The organism is Streptococcus sp. SCPM-O-B-15294 (M123) (assembly GCF_058200455.1).
In genome coordinates this window covers 80180-98190 of the sequence record NZ_JBYQGU010000003.1, presented here as the reverse complement: position 1 = coordinate 98190, position 18011 = coordinate 80180, and the positions used below count along the sequence as shown (strand labels likewise).

The 18011-nt window shown below is 43.4% G+C and carries 20 protein-coding genes; 3 read left to right on the top strand and 17 right to left on the bottom strand.

Annotation, left to right across the window (positions count from 1 at the left end; genetic code table 11):
* Window positions 1-168: 168 nt before the first annotated feature.
* Genes AC3E8G_RS03425 through parE form a run of 5 tightly spaced genes read right to left on the bottom strand, consistent with a single transcriptional unit; the run spans window position 169 to window position 4439 of the window.
* The gene (locus AC3E8G_RS03425; RefSeq protein WP_490677035.1) at window positions 169-987 is read right to left on the bottom strand and encodes an aminoglycoside 6-adenylyltransferase; all 819 of its coding nucleotides are present in this window, start codon (window positions 985-987) and stop codon (window positions 169-171) included.
* On the bottom strand, window positions 977-1498 hold the full coding sequence (locus AC3E8G_RS03420; protein ID WP_490677034.1) for a hypothetical protein: 522 nt from the start codon (window positions 1496-1498) through the stop codon (window positions 977-979). Before AC3E8G_RS03420 ends, AC3E8G_RS03425 begins: the two co-directional genes overlap by 11 nt.
* Before the next feature lies 1 nt (window position 1499).
* Window positions 1500-2000 carry a hypothetical protein gene (locus AC3E8G_RS03415; RefSeq protein WP_414293345.1) on the bottom strand — a complete coding sequence of 167 codons (501 nt, stop codon included), beginning with the start codon at window positions 1998-2000 and terminating at the stop codon, window positions 1500-1502.
* Window positions 2001-2024: 24 nt separating this feature from the next.
* Window positions 2025-2477: a hypothetical protein gene (locus AC3E8G_RS03410; RefSeq protein WP_414293343.1), complete on the bottom strand. Its 453-nt coding sequence runs from the start codon at window positions 2475-2477 to the stop codon at window positions 2025-2027.
* Window positions 2478-2489: 12 nt separating this feature from the next.
* The gene (parE, locus tag AC3E8G_RS03405) at window positions 2490-4439 is read right to left on the bottom strand and encodes a DNA topoisomerase IV subunit B (protein ID WP_314836837.1); all 1950 of its coding nucleotides are present in this window, start codon (window positions 4437-4439) and stop codon (window positions 2490-2492) included.
* A 188-nt stretch (window positions 4440-4627) separates the two neighbouring features.
* Between parE and plsY the strand changes: the two genes are divergently transcribed.
* Window positions 4628-5269, top strand: a complete 642-nt coding sequence (gene plsY / locus AC3E8G_RS03400) for a glycerol-3-phosphate 1-O-acyltransferase PlsY (protein ID WP_490677033.1) — start codon at window positions 4628-4630, stop codon at window positions 5267-5269.
* 81 nt (window positions 5270-5350) lie between these two features.
* On the opposite strand, the gene AC3E8G_RS03395 is transcribed toward plsY, so the two are convergent.
* The 4 genes from AC3E8G_RS03395 to AC3E8G_RS03380 are packed head-to-tail and all read right to left on the bottom strand — an operon-like array spanning window position 5351 to window position 9158.
* Entirely contained in the window at window positions 5351-6634 is a 1284-nt protein-coding gene (locus AC3E8G_RS03395) for a glycosyltransferase (protein WP_490677032.1), read from the bottom strand.
* Complete coding sequence (locus AC3E8G_RS03390; RefSeq protein ID WP_490677031.1) at window positions 6594-7250, bottom strand: hypothetical protein; 657 nt, start codon at window positions 7248-7250, stop codon at window positions 6594-6596. The genes AC3E8G_RS03395 and AC3E8G_RS03390 overlap by 41 nt, the downstream gene beginning before the upstream one ends.
* Window positions 7243-8385, bottom strand: coding sequence for a glycosyltransferase (locus AC3E8G_RS03385; RefSeq protein ID WP_485789349.1), 1143 nt, complete (start codon window positions 8383-8385; stop codon window positions 7243-7245). Before AC3E8G_RS03385 ends, AC3E8G_RS03390 begins: the two co-directional genes overlap by 8 nt.
* Window positions 8382-9158, bottom strand: a complete 777-nt coding sequence (locus tag AC3E8G_RS03380) for an SDR family NAD(P)-dependent oxidoreductase (RefSeq protein WP_023026772.1) — start codon at window positions 9156-9158, stop codon at window positions 8382-8384. Before AC3E8G_RS03380 ends, AC3E8G_RS03385 begins: the two co-directional genes overlap by 4 nt.
* A gap of 166 nt (window positions 9159-9324) precedes the next feature.
* Between AC3E8G_RS03380 and AC3E8G_RS03375 the strand changes: the two genes are divergently transcribed.
* Complete coding sequence (locus AC3E8G_RS03375; protein WP_490677030.1) at window positions 9325-9777, top strand: DUF3290 family protein; 453 nt, start codon at window positions 9325-9327, stop codon at window positions 9775-9777.
* Entirely contained in the window at window positions 9774-10406 is a 633-nt protein-coding gene (locus AC3E8G_RS03370) for a DUF421 domain-containing protein (RefSeq protein ID WP_490677029.1), read from the top strand. Before AC3E8G_RS03375 ends, AC3E8G_RS03370 begins: the two co-directional genes overlap by 4 nt.
* 75 nt (window positions 10407-10481) lie before the next feature.
* On the opposite strand, the gene AC3E8G_RS03365 is transcribed toward AC3E8G_RS03370, so the two are convergent.
* The 8 genes from AC3E8G_RS03365 to AC3E8G_RS03330 form a co-directional block, all read right to left on the bottom strand.
* The gene (locus AC3E8G_RS03365) at window positions 10482-11267 is read right to left on the bottom strand and encodes an L-threonylcarbamoyladenylate synthase (protein ID WP_006596430.1); all 786 of its coding nucleotides are present in this window, start codon (window positions 11265-11267) and stop codon (window positions 10482-10484) included.
* Between the two features lie 97 nt (window positions 11268-11364).
* Entirely contained in the window at window positions 11365-11955 is a 591-nt protein-coding gene (gene leuD / locus AC3E8G_RS03360) for a 3-isopropylmalate dehydratase small subunit (RefSeq protein ID WP_006596431.1), read from the bottom strand.
* Window positions 11956-11966: 11 nt separating this feature from the next.
* Window positions 11967-13349, bottom strand: coding sequence for a 3-isopropylmalate dehydratase large subunit (gene leuC / locus AC3E8G_RS03355; protein WP_490677028.1), 1383 nt, complete (start codon window positions 13347-13349; stop codon window positions 11967-11969).
* Window positions 13350-13351: 2 nt separating this feature from the next.
* Window positions 13352-13621 carry a DUF1294 domain-containing protein gene (locus AC3E8G_RS03350; protein ID WP_490677027.1) on the bottom strand — a complete coding sequence of 90 codons (270 nt, stop codon included), beginning with the start codon at window positions 13619-13621 and terminating at the stop codon, window positions 13352-13354.
* Window positions 13618-14655: a 3-isopropylmalate dehydrogenase gene (leuB, locus tag AC3E8G_RS03345; RefSeq protein WP_154858223.1), complete on the bottom strand. Its 1038-nt coding sequence runs from the start codon at window positions 14653-14655 to the stop codon at window positions 13618-13620. The genes AC3E8G_RS03350 and leuB overlap by 4 nt, the downstream gene beginning before the upstream one ends.
* Before the next feature lie 11 nt (window positions 14656-14666).
* Window positions 14667-16229, bottom strand: coding sequence for a 2-isopropylmalate synthase (locus tag AC3E8G_RS03340; protein ID WP_490677026.1), 1563 nt, complete (start codon window positions 16227-16229; stop codon window positions 14667-14669).
* A 314-nt stretch (window positions 16230-16543) separates the two neighbouring features.
* Window positions 16544-17200 carry a YpmS family protein gene (locus tag AC3E8G_RS03335; RefSeq protein ID WP_490677025.1) on the bottom strand — a complete coding sequence of 219 codons (657 nt, stop codon included), beginning with the start codon at window positions 17198-17200 and terminating at the stop codon, window positions 16544-16546.
* Entirely contained in the window at window positions 17172-18011 is an 840-nt protein-coding gene (locus tag AC3E8G_RS03330; protein ID WP_490677024.1) for an SGNH/GDSL hydrolase family protein, read from the bottom strand. The genes AC3E8G_RS03335 and AC3E8G_RS03330 overlap by 29 nt, the downstream gene beginning before the upstream one ends.

Genomic DNA, 18011 nt, shown 5'->3' with positions numbered 1-18011 from the left:
AGTGAGCCATGCTCACAAGAGAATTTATCTTTTTCACACAGTATTTAGGGCGTGTTCAACTCCTTTCAAAGAATGTAGAGTAGATTTTTTTAGAAAAAGGAATTCAGTTACTACAAGTAACTAAACTATCCTTTCTGTATTTTAAAGTGTTTAAAATAGATTATTGAATCAATGATTTGACAGTTTCTCTTCAGCATAAGCTATCATCTTCTCAGCCTCTTCCTGATCGTAGGCAAATCCCATCTTTTTGGCCAGGCTTTGAGCTTCTCGATCAAAAACATTCATGGTAGCAAACAAGGACTGGCTGACCTTCTCTATACTAGATAGATTTAGCAGAGCTGAGAACTCCTTCTCTTTCTCAGCTGGGAGATAGTGAAAGAGGTATTTGTAGTTCTTTCCGATATCAACTGCTCCCCTATCACTTGTCACCTGCCAAGCAAAGACCTTGAGGAGTTCTTGCTGGCAAATGCCATAGAGGTGATCCGTCGCATAGATGAGCTGATTTCTTCGAATGGCCTTTACGACATAAGCCGATACCCACCAAAATTCATTGCAGGATGCTGCAAATTCCTCTTCAGTAGGCGGAGCGGTCCAATAGCGCTTGGAATTAGGCTGATAGGCTTCAAACAAACCTTTGTCGTCTTTTATAACTTCAAAATTTGCTTCGCTGTCCACCCACTCTTGGATATACTCCTTGGGGCAGAGGGTTAAATCAATGCGATTGCCATCTTCAAAGAGCATAAGATAAAGATGACGGTGTCCTAGAATAACATTTTGCTCAATGATGCGTTTGCCGAACTGGTCTAGCCAAGATAAATCAGATATCAAGTCCTCCAGATTCTCAACTATATAGACCACATCGTAATCTTGAAACTCATCTTTGGGTGCCAAAGGATTCGTTCGGGATCCGGATAAAGCAATTGCTTCTACTTCTAGAGTATCAGCTATTTGCAAGATCAGATCCATCATTATTGTCTCAGTTCTCATCTTCTACTCCTTCATCACTTATAGATCCTTGGAATTGTTGGTTTTTATCAAAATATAGATAAACAGATGGAAGAAACGATAGAATCGCAATCATAAGTTTCGCAAAATGGATGTTGATGACCACCTTCATAAATTGACCTTGAACTTTAAAAATCATCAAATGCATAAAGATGCTAGCAAGGAGATAGATTCCTAAAATCAGAGAGGCTTTCAATAATTGGTGGTTATAAACAGAATAGAGACGTATGCCACTATAAACTAGGGATGCATATAACAAAGGCAAGTAAAACGTCACCAATACTATGATAATTGACATATGCCCTTCAAATTTCTTAGAGGGATAATCACTGATTGCATTCATGGTAAAAATCTCTGCAAGAGGGAAAAAATACCCTAAAAAACGGACCTTTGACCTATTTTTTTTAATAGCAATATAAATAAAGGTAGCGACTAATAGAACCGGTAAGAATGGGAAAGTAGAGAAAGCTATAGGTAATAAGATATCATTCATTTCATACCTTCCTACGATTCTGGCTAATGATCAAATATATAGCCGGCAGATAAGAGAGAGCAAGAGATAGGAACATTAACCCGATCATCACGCTTCTATGCCGCAAGAATTCTTCCGACATACTAGCCATAACCTGATAAAAAAGGACAGCACTCGCTAGATAAGAGAGGATGATCAGGATGATTTTCCATCCATATTTAGGAAAAACGGAAAATAATCGGATGACATGATAAAGCAAGGCAATCACAACCAAGGGAACACCAAGAGCTATGACCATCAGTTGAACAGCAAAAGCTACCAGCATGAAGGGAAGCGCTCTCTCAACAATGTCGAAAGAATCAAACTGAACCACACAATAAGTCATGACTGTCAAACAGATTGGATAATACAAGCCATAAAATTTTTTCTTTTTCCAATTTAGCCAGAAGGCGATGAAGATGGATAGAAATAAGACAATATACAATTGGTAAAAATGATTGAATGTAGAAATTAAATAATCCATATTTTTTCACCTTCTAGTTGCGTCCTACTGATCTTGCTCAAAATGATAGAGATAAAGAGGTGGCAGATAGGAAACCAGAATCATCAAAATAATGACTACGAATATAAACTGATGGAGCTGAAATAGCATCACCACATACAAGCCCAGAAGAGGACCTATAAGATAGGATAGGAAAATCAAAAGTCCCTTCCGCAGATTTTTCTTATAAACAAAGCACAGACGAATCAGTGTGTAGACTAAGGCTCCTATTATCAAGGGAAAGCCATATAAAATCATGAGAATAAACGCCTCTAAAGAACCATATTCTGGGTCACTAAAATTAGATTCTAGTACCTTTAGCATGCAGAGAGTAAAGACTACCGGCGCATACAAGCCTAACAGTCTAATTCTTCGGCGATTCATGTAAAATGCAAGAAACGCAGAAGGTAAAGAGACTAAGAAAATATAACCAAAATAAGCCAAATCAACCTTATCCATCACTCGCACTCCTTAAAACGCGGTCGTTTCTTCCAAGGTAAATTTAACGTTATCTTCAATCCATTGGCGGCGCGGAGCAGCCTTATCGCCCATTAGGACGGAGACACGGCGTTCTGCACGCGCCAAGTCATCAATGGTGACACGGATCAAGGTGCGGGTTTCTGGGTTCATGGTGGTTTCCCAAAGTTGGTCCGCATTCATCTCCCCCAACCCTTTGTACCGTTGAAGGGTTGCTCCACGGCCAAAAGTTCGGCGTAGGTCTTCCAATTCATTGTCTGTCCAGGCATAAGCCACTTCTTCTTTCTTGCCTTTCCCTTTAGACATCTTGTAAAGAGGAGGCATAGCGATATAGACACGTCCTGCTTCGACCAAGGGACGCATATAGCGATAGAAGAAAGTTAGGAGAAGGGTCTGAATATGGGCACCATCCGTATCCGCATCGGTCATGATGATAATCTTGTCATAGTTGGCATCTTCGATCGTAAAGTCAGCCCCGACTCCAGCACCGATGGTGTAGATCATGGTGTTGATTTCCTCGTTTTTGAGGATGTCACTCATATTGGCCTTTTCGGTATTAAGAACCTTCCCTCGAAGCGGAAGGATGGCCTGAAACTTGCGGTCCCGACCTTGCTTAGCCGATCCACCGGCTGAGTCTCCTTCGACTAGATAGAGTTCGTTCTTGGCAGGATTCTTGGACTGGGCTGGCGTCAATTTACCAGATAAGAGTCCCTTGTCCTTCTTGTTCTTCTTGCCATTTCGACTCTCATCCCGCGCCTTCCGAGCGGCTTCACGCGCATCCCGGGCCTTAATGGCCTTGCGGATCAGATTGGAAGCCAACTCCCCATTTTCCATGAGGAAGAAGGTCAACTTGTCAGCGACAATCCCGTCAACAACGGGTCGAGCAAGTGGACTTCCTAGTTTGTCCTTGGTCTGCCCTTCAAACTGCAAATGAGCTTCTGGCACCAAGATCGAAAGAACAGCGGAAAGACCTTCCCGGTAGTCGGATCCTTCCAGATTCTTGTCTTTTTCTTTGAGAAGTCCTGTCTTTCTTGCATAGTCGTTCATGGCCTTGGTAATAGCTGTCTTCAGTCCTGTCTCGTGGGTTCCCCCATCTTTAGTGCGGACATTATTAACGAAGGACAAGATGTTGTCAGAGTAGCCATCATTGTATTGGAGAGCAACTTCTACTTGGAAGCCTTCTGATTCCCCATTAAAGTAGAGAACGGGCGTCAAGGTTTCCTTATCTTCGTTCAAGTACTCAACGAAATCCTGAACACCATTCTCGTAATGGAAGGCGACGTAGTTGTCTTCTTCCTTACGAAGGTCTGTCAGCGTCAGTGTCACGTCCTTAAGCAAGAAGGCTGATTCTTTGATCCGCTCAGCAATGGTATTAAACTTGAAATCAGTTGTTGAGAAGATGGTTGGATCCGGCATGAAGGTAACCTTGGTTCCCGTCTTAGACTTAGGAGCCGACCCGATCTTTTCAAGAGTGGTAACAGGCTTCCCACCATCTTCAAAACGTTGCTTGTAGACCGCTCCATCACGGGTAATCTCAACCTCTAGCCAGCTAGAAAGGGCGTTTACGACCGAAGATCCCACTCCGTGAAGACCTCCAGAAGTCTTATAGCCCCCTTGACCAAACTTCCCTCCCGCATGGAGGACGGTAAAGATGACCTCAACGGTTGGTTTGCCCATAGCATGCATCCCTGTCGGCATCCCTCGACCTTGGTCAGCTACAGATAAGGAACCATCTTTGTTGATGGTAACGTCAATTTGAGAACCGAAACCAGATAGGGCTTCATCGACCGCATTGTCGACAATTTCCCAGACCAAATGGTGAAGCCCATTTCCATCTGTCGATCCGATATACATCCCTGGACGTTTACGGACCGCATCCAACCCTTCTAGTACCTGAATGGCATCGTCATTGTAATTATTAATGTTGATTTCCTTTTTCGACACAAGGAACCTCCTGTTTGTTCATCTTTTCTATATTACAGTTTTTTAGTAAATTTTGCAAAATTTTTCTTTCTTCTCCCCCTTTAACTAGGCTATTTAAGTGCGATTGATTCAAACCAACTATCCGATGTGACAAATCAGCTAGATATTTTCTTTTTCATTCAAAGCATTTTTGATATAATGAAACTATGATGAAAACAATTCTTTTACTCGTATTAGCATACTTATTAGGTTCTATCCCTTCTGGTTTGTGGATAGGAAAAGCCTTCTTTAACATCAATCTACGTGAACACGGTTCTGGAAATACAGGGACCACCAATACCTTCCGTATCCTAGGGACGAAGGCTGGTCTGGTCGTCTTTGCGGTTGATTTCCTCAAAGGAACCTTTGCTGTTTTATTGCCGACTATTTTTGGGGTTACAGGGATTTCACCAATGGTCTTTGGTCTTCTCGCCGTCCTTGGCCACACCTTCCCTATTTTTGCAGGCTTTAAAGGAGGCAAGGCAGTCGCAACCAGTGCTGGGGTTCTCATTGGTTTCTCTCCTGTTTTCCTCATCCTCTTAGCCATCTATTTCTTTGTTTGCCTCTATTTAACCAGCATGATTTCTTTTTCAAGTGTAACGGTTGCGATTTTGGCTAGTTTAGGAGTGCTCATCCTTCCATTGACTGGCTGGATCCTCCCAAGCTATGACCTGATTTTCACCCTTATTGTCCTCGCTTTAGCCACCTTGATTATCATCCGTCACAAGGACAATATCAAACGCATCCTCAACAAGAATGAAAACATCATCACCTGGGGTAAAAACATCACTCATCAAAAACAAAAAGACTAGAGTCAAATCTCTAGTTTTTTTATATTCAATAATAGAAGGTCTTTGGAAGAAAGCAAACAGGAGCCTCCCCCTCCACTTCTTCTATAACCTCAATTTCAAGAGTCTCTCTATTTCTTGATAAAGAATCTTTGTTGGCTGGTAGGCTTTGCTTTGTTGAGCAAGGATCTTTAGGTGCGACCAATCTTCCCGAGAAACCAATTCATTAAATAAGCGCAAAACTTCGGAATCTGTCTTTTTACGAGAGACCAATCCTATTTGGAATAACTCAGCCCGAACCGCATTGTCAAACTGGTCATAGTCCTGGGGCAAAATCAGACTTGGAATGCCCTCTTCGATACACCCCATCAAAATCCCTGCACCTGCATGATGAATGGCAAAGTCCATTTGATCCAGAACATCTGAATAAGGGAGGTAATCAAAGACCAGAAGATTTTCCGAAAACATCCTGGGTGGATTCTCCAACCCACTAGGGTCGCCTAAGGTTACGTAAAAGACATAGTCAGGATGTTCTTGGCTCAAAAGCTTTGCCAACTCCACCATCCGCTCTTTTTCCCATTTTAAATGAGTGCCACAAGTGACGAGGACCCGCTTTTTAGAGCTAGTGAAATACAGCCTCTGCTCTTGAGGAAGCCGATCAAAAGATAAACAGCGATAACCAATCCATTTGAGCTGGGATGGAAAATCGTCTCGAAACTCCAACTCTCTCATGCCCAGAGCTAAGATTGAATAGGGAGAATAGATGGCTTCTGTCCCATCTTCACGGTACAATTTGAAATCCTCTAGGGTATCGAGATTCTTCTTAACCAGCGCAAGTCCAACTTTCTTTGCCAGACGGATGACTCGCCTACCCAGAGCATCTCTCCACTTGTAGAAGGTTCCCTGGTGCGGTTTCCAGCCACCTAGATAAGCAGGTGTTGTCGTGCGACTTTCAATCGCTACTGGACTTGGAATGGTCGTAATCCAGGGAATGCCCAAACGATCTGCTAAAACTCCAGCAGGAGCTGCTACAAAATCTGCAATAACCAAGTCAGGGCTTCCCTCAGAGTCCCAAATTCGATTTATTTCGTCGAAAACTTCAGGGACCAGTCTGCTATTGGCCATTAATTGTTGGTACATGATCAATAGATTTGCTTGCTTTGATGTATTGGCTATATCTTCCATCACTGTCGGACGATCAGGAAACAAGGCAAGGCAGTCAAAACCAATCTGCTCAACCAATGCCTTTTTCTGAAAACCTGTAATAACACGGATCTGAAAACGCGGATCCTCCAGCAAGGGTTTCACCAGGGTCAAGGTTGGAAACAAATGGCCACTAAAGGGGACGCTAATCACATCGATTTTTATCACTTTTTCTAATCCAGTCATAGATGTTTCCTTTCACATCTTCTCTGTACTCATAGCTATAATGATCCGTATCCACTTGAATATCCGCTGAGTGGCGATCCAGAATACGTGAATAAGGATCTTTCTTTCCTTTGATGACCAGTAGCTCTAGTTCTTTTTGATTTAAGAGAAGATGGGAAACCGGGCCAAGCGCTATCACACGCAATCTTGGAAGGGTGACCTGATTCCCTAAACTTCTGAACCACTGGGTCAGCATATTGACACCTGAACTCTTACAAACAAGAACTACTTCCTGCGCTTCCAACAAGGGAGACAAGTGCTCCTGTAACAACTTTTGGAAACGAAGGTTCAAAATCGTATGCCAATAGTAGATGATATTGGATGCAGAAGCTGACAAGAGGGATACTTGTGGAGACTTTATATGTTCAAAATCTTGATTGAAGGGAAAATTACTGGCTACCACTGAATAGCCAGATGGACAAATTGCATGGAGGAGGTCTAGTTGCCCAGCTGTCAGCCCGGCACAAGTAATATCACTGCTCCCACTAAGAAAGAGAACCAAGCGATCAGAGTCTAGCATGGTCTGATTAGGTGACAAGGCAGACAAACGGTCCAGATAGGAATTCATCTTACTCATAACGAATCTTTCCATCCGTCACTCGAATCTTCCGCCCCCGCCAATGAATCACAGGAGGTGTCATTAGAACATAGACAAACAGCCAAGGAAGCAGGAGATCATTCAGCACTTCGTAGGTGACTTCATCCAAGTATAAGCGATTGGTTAGAATGCTTTGTCGATAGAGGAGCATCCAAACTGCCTTAAATACCAGTAAGCTTAAGGCTAGAAGAAGATAAGGCCAACCTAAAAACAGACTTAAGATCAAACCTGGAAGAGGTAGAAAACTCGGTAAACCTATGAGGCTAAACAGCTTCCAGTCCATGTGTTCTTTGAGATAGATAGAGCTAAAGAGAAGCCACCGCTTCATCTGGAGCAGGTATTGCTTAGCGTTTTTTATAGTGGTTCGAACATTACAGGTAACCCGCGTTTGGATAATGGATACTCCTTTACTCCTTAAAAAATCGGCCACAGCTAAATCATCACATAGATAGTCCTTAATCGCTGTGAAGAGCCCCTGATCTTTTGCAAGTTCTACCGGTAGGATATAAAACATCCCGTTGATGGAGTGGTTTGCCTCAACTTCTGCCATGGTAAAATAGGTAATAAAAGAATTGCCATTAACGAATGCTGCAACCAGCTTGGACCAGAAATTACTTCTTTCTTGGTTATAGGGAATACCTGTCAGAATGACCTCTTGACCTAGATAGGTGGTCAGCTCCCCCATTTTAGAAAAATCAATCACACTATCATCGTCCAAAACAATCAGATAAGATCGGGTCAGCTCCTCTACAACCTGCTCAATCTTGTAACTCTTGGGATTAATCCCTTGAGGGACGTCTTCAATGAGAAAGACTCGAATGCGTTGGGCAAAGGAAGCCTCTTGGCAAATCTGATCTGCTACTCGCTGGGCTTCTGTATCAGACTGGTCGATCAACCAGTAGAATTCCACTGCTTCTGTTTGCTGGAGATTGGCCAGCAAATCATTCGCTAAACGAGGATCCCCAGAGAGGATGGGTTGGACCACTGTAAAAAGCTCTTCTGGGAAGTCTGCAATATGAGACTGGCCTTTTTTATAATAAATGAAGGACAGTAACCAACGGATGAGAAATAAGAGAAGATAAGCAACGCCTAAAAATATAAATAAAAATTTCATCTAGTAAGTCCCTTTCGTAAATACCGTGCAAGGAGACGAATGATCCATCTTTGGGGAAGCAGACGACCTAGCAAAACGAGCAAGCGATAGCGAAGGCCGATAACAGCATAGGAAGTATCTCTTTCTATGAATCGAATCAACTGCTGAGCGACTTTCTCAGGCTTCATCTGCAAGCGACCGCCACCCAATGCTTCTACTAGTTTGGGAGGAAGAATAGCTGTTTGGACTGGTCCAAGAATATAGAGACCTAGCTGAATCGGTGAATCTGATTGCTTCAGTTCCTCCTGGAGAGCAAGAGTGTAGGTCTGCAAGGCAGCCTTACTGGCACTGTAGGCTGCTAAATAGGGATGAGGAAAAAGAGCAGCCAGAGATGACAGCTGGACCAAGTGGATCTTCTGATTCTTCTTCACCACCTGCTTGATTAGTTGGACTGGAGCATGGTAGTTGACTTGCCAGAGGTCTTGCTCACTAGCTGATTCAAGGTCACATCCTATGGAAAAATAGGCTAGTCCCGCACAATTGACAAGAAGATCTGCATCTAGGTTCTCTACAAAAGCTTCTAGGGCTACTTGATCTAGCATATCTAACGTTAGGATTGACAGTTGCGCCTTGCTCCCAGTTAGTTCCTTTTGAACTTGGGAGAGTTTGTCAGCATCGCGACCCACTAAGACCAGATGCTCCAGACTTCTTGCCAGTTCTTTCGCTAGCTGCCGGCCAATCCCTCCTGTAGCTCCTAAAATGATTGCTTTTTTTATAGTATCTTCTATCTTCATAGCTCTAGTGTACCAAATTTCGATTAGATAGAAAACTCCTACTTCTATTCTTCCACCTTAAGGTACAATCCATACCTTTAAACAATGAGAATGTCACTTTAAATCATTGAAGTAAGGATTGAAATAGTTTATAATAGCTTGAATACAAAATAATTGAGGGGTTTTTATGAAATTATATTCCTACGACTATGTACTGAGTCAGATTAGCCAGCAAAATTGGGTCATGGTGATCATGTCCATTCTCTTAGTGTTGGTAACTGCTTTTTTTGTCTTTAAGGCATATAAGGATAAACGTGGAAGTAAGTTCCGTGAATTGTCTATTATTTCTGTCTTAATCTTAGTAGCCGTTGTTTTGATTGGCATTTCAAATTTTCAAAACAATCAGTCTAATGACAATCAATTCCGCTCTTCCCTACACTTTATCGAAGTTGTTTCAAAAGAATTAGGTGTAGATAAAGAAGATGTCTATGTCAATACTTCGGATACGACCGACGGAGCTATTATCAAGGTAGACAAGCAATTCTATCGTGCGATTAGCGGAACAGACCCAGATAGCTATTTACTTGAAAAAATGGACTTATATAAAACAGATGTAGAACTGGTGGAGGTTGAAAAATGATAAGCTTTTTTGCTACAATTGCAATTAAATTGGCCTTGGGGCTTCTTTCTCTTGTTTTTGTTATTAACGTAACAGGAAAAGGAAATTTAGCTCCAAGTTCTGCAGTAGACCAAATACAGAACTTTGTTCTCGGGGGTATTATCGGCGGGGTCATCTACAATAGCTCGATTACCATCCTTCAATATTTCGTCATCCTCATCATCTGGACGATTTTGATTCTGTCACTCAAATGGCTTAATACCAATGTTTACTTCATCAAACATCTGATTGATGGAAAACCAACTATTATCATAAAAAACGGAAAATTAGATCCAGAAGCTTGTCGCTCAAAAGGCCTTTCTGCTTCTGACGTCGCTCTTAAGTTGCGCTCTCAAGGGGTCTTCCAATTGAAAGAAGTCAAAAGAGCCGTCATCGAACAAAATGGCCAACTCATAATCGTTCGAATGGGAGATGAAAATCCCAAATACCCAATCATTACAGATGGTGTGGTCCAAGTAGAGATCTTAGAGACCATTGGTAAAACTGAAGAATGGCTTATAGCCGAACTCAATAAAAAAGGATTTGAAACTGTTGATGACATTTTTATCGCTGAGTACGACAAGGGCGAGATTAATGTCGTGACTTATTAAAGTTGGAAATCAGCTATTCGATAAAATAGACAAGTAAAAGGTCGTTACGAACTGTAACGACCTTTTTTCTATCTTTTAATAGTACTCCCCTTGGCGGTAGTTCCAAGAGTTGAAATGATCAGATAAGTGCATCATGATCTTGTCGATATCCAATCCCTTACGGATCACGACTGGGCAAGTATTGACAGAACGGCTACCTGCTCCTTGTTCTGGGATGAGTTTTCCTTCTGCATCAACCATAGAAACCATCACTCCTTGTTCATAGCGAGTTTCAATAGTCTTGTCTGGTTGGATAGAGGCTACATAATCATCGGCTTCGATGACCAAATCCACGGCACCTTCGATTCGCTCTCCGATTCCCTCGACTTTCCCACGATTTCCTTTACCAGATGGGTTAGCTGAAGAGGCATAAACCATTTTGCCTTCTTTTTCCCACATTTCTTTGGCGATTTGCTCACCAGCTTTACCGAATTTGATGACAAAACAGCTGGTTCCACGAACATCTGTCATGAGTTCTTCACGTCCATCGCCGAAGGCTTGTAATTTGGCATAGGCATCTTCACGCCAAGGAAGGATACAACCAAGCAAGATATCTTCATCCCAATGTTTTTGGTAGAAGGCTTCGATTTCAGGATTCAATTGCGCAAGGGCACGAAGTTCATCCATACTTCCGCAAAGAACGACACCTGGTTTGTTGCGGTTACGTTCTTTGGCTTCAAACTTGCGTTCCAAGCCAGCCTTGTCGCTGGTCATGATGATGTAGCCGACTTTGGTAGGGCAGACGATACAACCACCCTCGCCTTTAAGAATGTCAAATCCTTCTTGTGAAAGTGTTCCGTCCCATTGAATGTGTTTTGTCATAAATTTCGTCCTCTTCTATTTCTTTTTTTCTATTCTATCAAAATTCCAAAAAAGCTTCAATATATTTTCTGAAAATTCTTAATTAACTATACAATTTTTATTGCCAATAGGCGGGCCGATTCTTCTCATAAGCAGCAATCAAGTCCTCGTATTGGAGGGTAATCCCAATATCATCTAGACCGTTGAGTAATTTGTTCTTCCAATCCCCATCGATCTCAAAGCTAAATTCTCCAACAGGCGAGATGATCTTCTGCTCTTCCAAATCCACCGTTACCTCATCTGTCGGCTTCAAGCTTGCCAGCTTTTGACGAACCTCTAAAGGCTGGACTATTGGTAGCATCCCATTATTGAGTTCATTATTGTAATGGATATCTCCAAAAGAGCCGGCGATAACGACTTTAAAGCCATAATCAGCTAAAGCCCAGGCTGCGTGCTCCCGAGAAGAACCAGCCCCAAAATTGTCGCCAGTAATCAAGATGGTTGCCTTGCTGTATTCTGGTTTGTTAAAGATAAATTCTGGATCCTCGGTGTATTGATCATCCAAGTAGCGCCAAGCGTACATGAGGTATTTACCAAAGCCTTTTTTATCAATCAGCTTTAAAAATTGCTTGGGGAGGATTTGGTCGGTATCGATATTATCGTTCATCAAAGGAACCGTAGTTCCCGTATAAATGGTAAATTTCTCCATGATTCCTCCTTTTACTCAACTTCTGGCATTTGGCGCACATCGACAAAGCGACCGGCGATTGCTGCTGCAGCGGCCATTGCTGGACTACAGAGATGGGTCTTAGCCCCAAATCCTTGGCGGTCTTCAAAGTTCCGGTTGCTAGTAGAGGCACAGTGGACGCCATCTGGAACCTTGTCTGGGTTCATTCCTAGACACATGGAGCATCCTGGATCACGCCATTCAAAGCCCGCATCCATGAAGATCTTGTCTAAGCCTAATTTTTCGGCAGCTTGCTTAACCGGACGAGAGCCAGGTACCACAATAGCAGTTAAGTTTGGCGCAATTTTTTTGCCTTTCACAAACTTGGCTGCCAACTCCAAATCGCTGAGACGCGCATTGGTACAAGAACCGATAAAGATATAGCCTAATTCAATGTCTGCTGGTTTTTGGCCAGGTTCTAGATCCATATAATGATAAGCCCGTTCATCATTCATGTCGCGAATCTCTGGAAAAGGAGTCTCGAAGTCCACTCCCATAGAAGGATTGGTCCCCCAAGTCACCATGGGTGCCAACTGGGATACATCGATGGTGATGACTCTATCATATGTCGCATCGTTGTCACTGACCAGGGACTGCCAATCGGATACTGCAGCTTCAAAATCTTTTGGCACACATTCACGTCCACGGAGATAGTCAAAAGTCGTCTCATCTGGATTCATAATCCCCATCTTAGAGCCGAATTCAATGGACATATTGCAGATGGTCATCCGCTCTTCCATGGTGAGGCTATCGATTGCTTCCCCTCTATATTCGACCACATGACCAACACCACAGGCTACGCCATAACGAGCAATCAAGGCCAAAATATAGTCCTTGGCATAAATCCCCTTCTGTGGCTTTCCAGTAAACTCGACCAAGAGTTTCTTCGGTTTGACCTGCCAGATGGTCTGAGTCGCAAAGACATGCTCCACCTCACTAGTCCCAATCCCAAAGGCAATGGCACCGAAAGCCCCATGGGTCGCCGTATGGCTATCTCCACAGACAATGAACTTTCCAGGCTGGGTCCGTCCTGTTTCAGGACCAACCATGTGAACGATTCCCTGTTTTTCTGAACCATGACCTGCATGATCGATCCCAAAGTCCTTGACATTTTCAGCTAATTTATCAATCTGAGCCTTAGAAATCACATCCCGAATATCATAAATATTAACAGTTGGGACATTGTGATCAAAGGTTCCAAAGGTTAAATCTGGTCTCCGAACCTTTCTACCAGTGTCTCTAAGCCCTTGAAAAGCCTGGGGACTGGTCACCTCGTGGATATAGTGTTGGTCCACATACATGAGTTGGGGCTGGCCTTCCTCACCGGTCACTACATGCCGTTCCCAGATTTTATCAAAAATTGATTTTCCTGCCATCCTTACCTCCATAAAGCGTAGAGTGTGTAAAGTGTGAGAAGGGTTCCTAAGAGCCAGGTGACCTTAAAATACCACTTCTGTGTCTTGTGATGAAAGAGTAGCCCTCCTATCCAGGCTCCTAGCCCTCCAACTGCAAAAGCATAAAAGAGCAAGGTCTTTTCTGGTATCCGCAAGGCATTTCTTTTGGCCTTATCCTTATCAACTCCGTAGAGAATCCCTACGAAGAGATTCCATAGAAGGATCAAGCCAGTAATCATTCCTTTTACACTCATAAGCGTTTTATAATCTCTTCTGTCATTTCTTTTGTCGAAGCACTGCCTCCTAGGTCTCTCGTAAAGATCCCTGCAGCAAGAGTCGCTTCGACTGCTTTTTCAATGCGGTTAGCATCTTCTTCTCGATCAAAACTTTCTCGCATCATCATGGCAACAGAGAGGATCATCGAGACTGGATTCGCCACGCCTTGACCTGCAATATCTGGAGCCGATCCATGGATTGGCTCATACATGCTCGGACCCGACTCTGAATGGCTAGCCGATGGCATAACCCCAAGAGTGCCAGACAAGACACTAGACTCGTCTGAAAGGATATCACCAAAGAGGTTTTCCGTCACGATGACATCAAAGCGAGAAGGATTGGTAATCATGAGCATGGCTGCTGAGTCTACTAACTGGTGCTCCAAGGTCACATCCGGGAAGTCTTGAGCCACTCGATCAGCTACTCTTCTCCAAAGCTTAGAGGTTGCGAGAACATTTTGCTTATCAATGCTGGTGACTTTCTTGCGACGGCCACGCGCAATCTCAAAAGCCTTCCGCACGATTCGCTCTACTTCTTCAACTGAGTAGTCGTTGATATCCCGTGCTTGATTTTCTTCTAAGATATGCTCTCCAAAGTAGATCCCGCCGGTGAGCTCGCGGACCACTACGAAGTCTACACCATGGATGCGCTCCTCCTTCAATGGAGAGAGGTGCTTGAGGGCATCGTAGATTTTGACCGGACGAATGTTGGCATAAAGGTTAAGCTCCTTACGAAGAGCTAACAAGCCTTGCTCCGGACGAATCGGTGCTTGGTCATACTGAGGGCTTCCGATAGCCGCTAAGAGAATGGCATCCGCTTCCTTTGCAGCTTCTAGAGTAGAAGCTGGCAGAGGATGACCAGCCGCATCAATCCCTGCTCCCCCAAATGGATGAGCTTGGACCGAATAGTCAAAATTTGTTTTTTCTGCCACTGCTTTCAGTACGGACAGGCCAGCCTCCATGATCTCTGGTCCAATCCCGTCTCCAGCTAGGGCGACAATCTTCTTTGTCATAGTGTTCTCCTTTAGGCATCTGGTAGATCACGATAGGATACAATGTGACCGATCTCTCCAGCATTCTCTTTTTGCACCAAGGTATTGGCATTGATATAGGCAATCGCTGACGCTTTCAATACGTCAAAGTCTAAACCAGAAGCATTAAAGATGGTATCCGTCGCTTCGTTTTCAACAGTGACCAGCACACGCGCTTGGGCATCAATTCCATCTGTCACCGCATCAATGGTGTAGGAAGTCAGACGAACTTCTTGGTGGAAGAATTGATCAATAGCGTTAAAGATTGCTTCCACTGAACCTTGACCTTTGGCAAGGTATTCAAGAATCTCACCATCTTCATTTTTCAGACTGACTGTTGCAGTGATGCTTTCATCTTCATTGGTTGTGAGGCGAAGATCATCAAAGTGGAACCCTTCTGGATTTTCCACTGCTGTTCCAGCGACTAGGGCACGGATATCAGCATCGGTAATCTCGTGTTTCTTGTCTGCCAGAGATTTAAACTTAGCAAACAACGGCTGGATATCTTCTTCTGTGAATTCCAGTCCCAACTCATGCAATTTTTCGACAAAGGCATGGCGCCCTGACAATTTACCAAGTGGAAGGCTATTGCTCTTGACCCCCACCAACTCAGGCGTGATGATCTCATAGGTAAGCGGATTTTTAAGGACGCCATCTTGGTGAATCCCAGACTCGTGTGAGAAGGCATTGCCGCCAACCACTGCCTTGTTTTTAGGAATTGGAATCCCAGAGTAACGAGAGACCAACTCAGAGGTGTTGATGGTTTCATTAAGGACAATCGGACTCACCACTTGGAAATAGTCTTCGCGAATATTAAGGGCGACCGCTACTTCTTCAAGTGCCGCATTGCCAGCCCGCTCCCCGATCCCATTGATAGTTCCTTCTACACGACCAGCTCCATTTTTGACAGCGGCGAGGCTATTAGCTACCGCCATTCCTAGATCATCATGACAATGAGGGGAATAGATAATCTCACGATCTGTCTTGACATGGTCGATCAAGTATTTGAAAATAGCTCCGTACTCTGCTGGTGTCGTGAAACCGACTGTATCAGGAATATTGATGTAGCTAGCCCCTGCATCGACTGCAGTTTGGACAACTTGCAAGAGGAAATCCAATTCCGTCCGTGTCGCATCTTCGGGTGAGAATTCAACAACTTCAAACTTAGAACGCGCATAAGAAACATGCTCTTTGATGGCTTCAAGAATTTCTTCCTTGGTCTTGTTGAGTTTAAACTCCCGGTGAATGGGACTCGTTGCGATAAAGACGTGAACTTGCGGATACTTGGCGTCTTTCAAGGCTTCATAGCAAGCATCGATATCGGATTTAACGGAGCGAGCCAAACCTGTCACAGCAGTCTTGGTCAAGACCTTCGCAATCTCTTGCACAGCAGTGAAGGAATCCGGACTAGCTGCAGGAAAACCTGCTTCAATAGCAGAAATGCCCCATTTTTCCAATTGCTTGGCAATGGCAATCTTTTCTTTAATGGAGAAATTGACTCCTGGAGTCTGTTCACCGTCCCGAAGACTGGTATCTAAAAATTCAACTTTACGCATAGGGTCTCCTCATTTCTAAACATAGTGAATAAAATAAAAACATCTCGCCAGTTACCTAAGCGAGATGTTTTGTTACTCCCGCTTGGTAAGCCAAACAGGACTAATGCTTTTGCACTAGCCCGAGTACCTCAACAACAAAGCAAATTGAATAAACTTAGCTGTTTTCATGTTTGACTTTCTCCTTTGATTGATGTCTTGTTTAGTATTTTAGCATAGGGAAAATTGAATGTCAAGAATTTTCTACAATATTCTGAATTTTTTGAATAGAAACAAAATAAAGGCGAAAGTCGCTTTCTTACTTTCGCCTGATCTTCTTATTTTTTCCTGTAGAGATCAAAGATGATTTGATCATTGTATAGATCAATGGTATTGGCCTTGACATAGAAATCCATATCATTTTTAATCTTAGCAAGCTCGATCTTGATCGTCGCTTCTTTGCTATCAATTTTTACAAAGTCAGGTAGATCCTTATTTGTAGACAGCACCTGCATCACGGTCTTCTTAGGAAGTTTCAAGGTCCCAACTGAAAAATCCTTGAGGGTCAGGAGGATACTCCCATCCTCTAGCTTACTTGGCTGGAAATAGATATAGAGCGGGTACTCCTTTCCTAAAAAGTCCATCTTCCCCTCTAGTAACATCTGTTGGTTGTCTGCATACAGTTGATAATCACTCAAATGATAACTTTTAAGCATGACCTTGATGGTTTCATTTAGTTGAGCCCTAGTTGTGGTCATACTGCCGATCTTGACATCTCCTCCTTGGCTAGGAGTCTGTAGTTGCCGGACATCCTCTCGTACCGTTGAGAAACGAGTCCATACGACTAGACTTGTTGCCAGCAAGAAACTGACCAAGCCTAGAAAGAGCCATTTCCAGATGTTAATCGGCGTTTTTTCTCGTCTCTCCTTAAAATGAGGTCCTGTGGTTGCTGGTTTAACCTTCTTCTCACTCGAACCATTTTTTCTCAGTTGCATGTATTTTCTCCAGTACGGCTTCTTTCATGATCTCATAACCAGTATTATTGGGATGGAAACTATCCTCATCATACAAGGCATCATTGGTCACAGTTTCTTTTCCTAATTCGGATTCTGTCACCCCACTCTTGCCATCAATACCCTTATAGAGGAGGTCATTGATCGGAACAAAGTAGACGCCTTGATAGGCAGAGAGGGTCTCCTCCGTTCTTTGGTTCCACTGATCGACAAGGGTCTGCAATTCCGTTAGATCGGGGAAGTTGAGATATAAGGGATTATAGATCCCTACCACGTAAACGGGCAGATTCGGGTTGTCCTTGCGGGCCAATTCGATGATCTGTTTTAGATTTTTCTCATAGGTCTTCGATGCTTTTTCAAAACGGTCCAGATCTAAGTTACTGGTATCCTCAAGAATGGCCTTTCGCAGATCATTGCCCCCGACAGTAATGGTCAGTAACTGAGCCTGCTTCAGGTCTTTTCCAATCTCCTTTTTCTCCTGCATGCGTGACAAAATTTGACCGCTCGTGTTGCCAGAGACACCATAGTTGATCGCTTTGAATTCAAAACCTGTTTCATTGGTCAAACTCTGAGCGAGCAGAGGAACAAACCCTCCTTGATTGGTGCTATCTCCTACGCCTTTAGTCAAGGAATCCCCAATCGCTACATAGGTGACTACCTTCTTTTTGGCACTTGCTGACGGTTTGGTCATCACTGGTTCTGCCGAAGGAAGGAGCCAATTGACCAGAAAAAAGCAGACCAGAAAAGTGACCAAACAATACAAGATCATCTCTAGTATTTTTCTACTATTCAT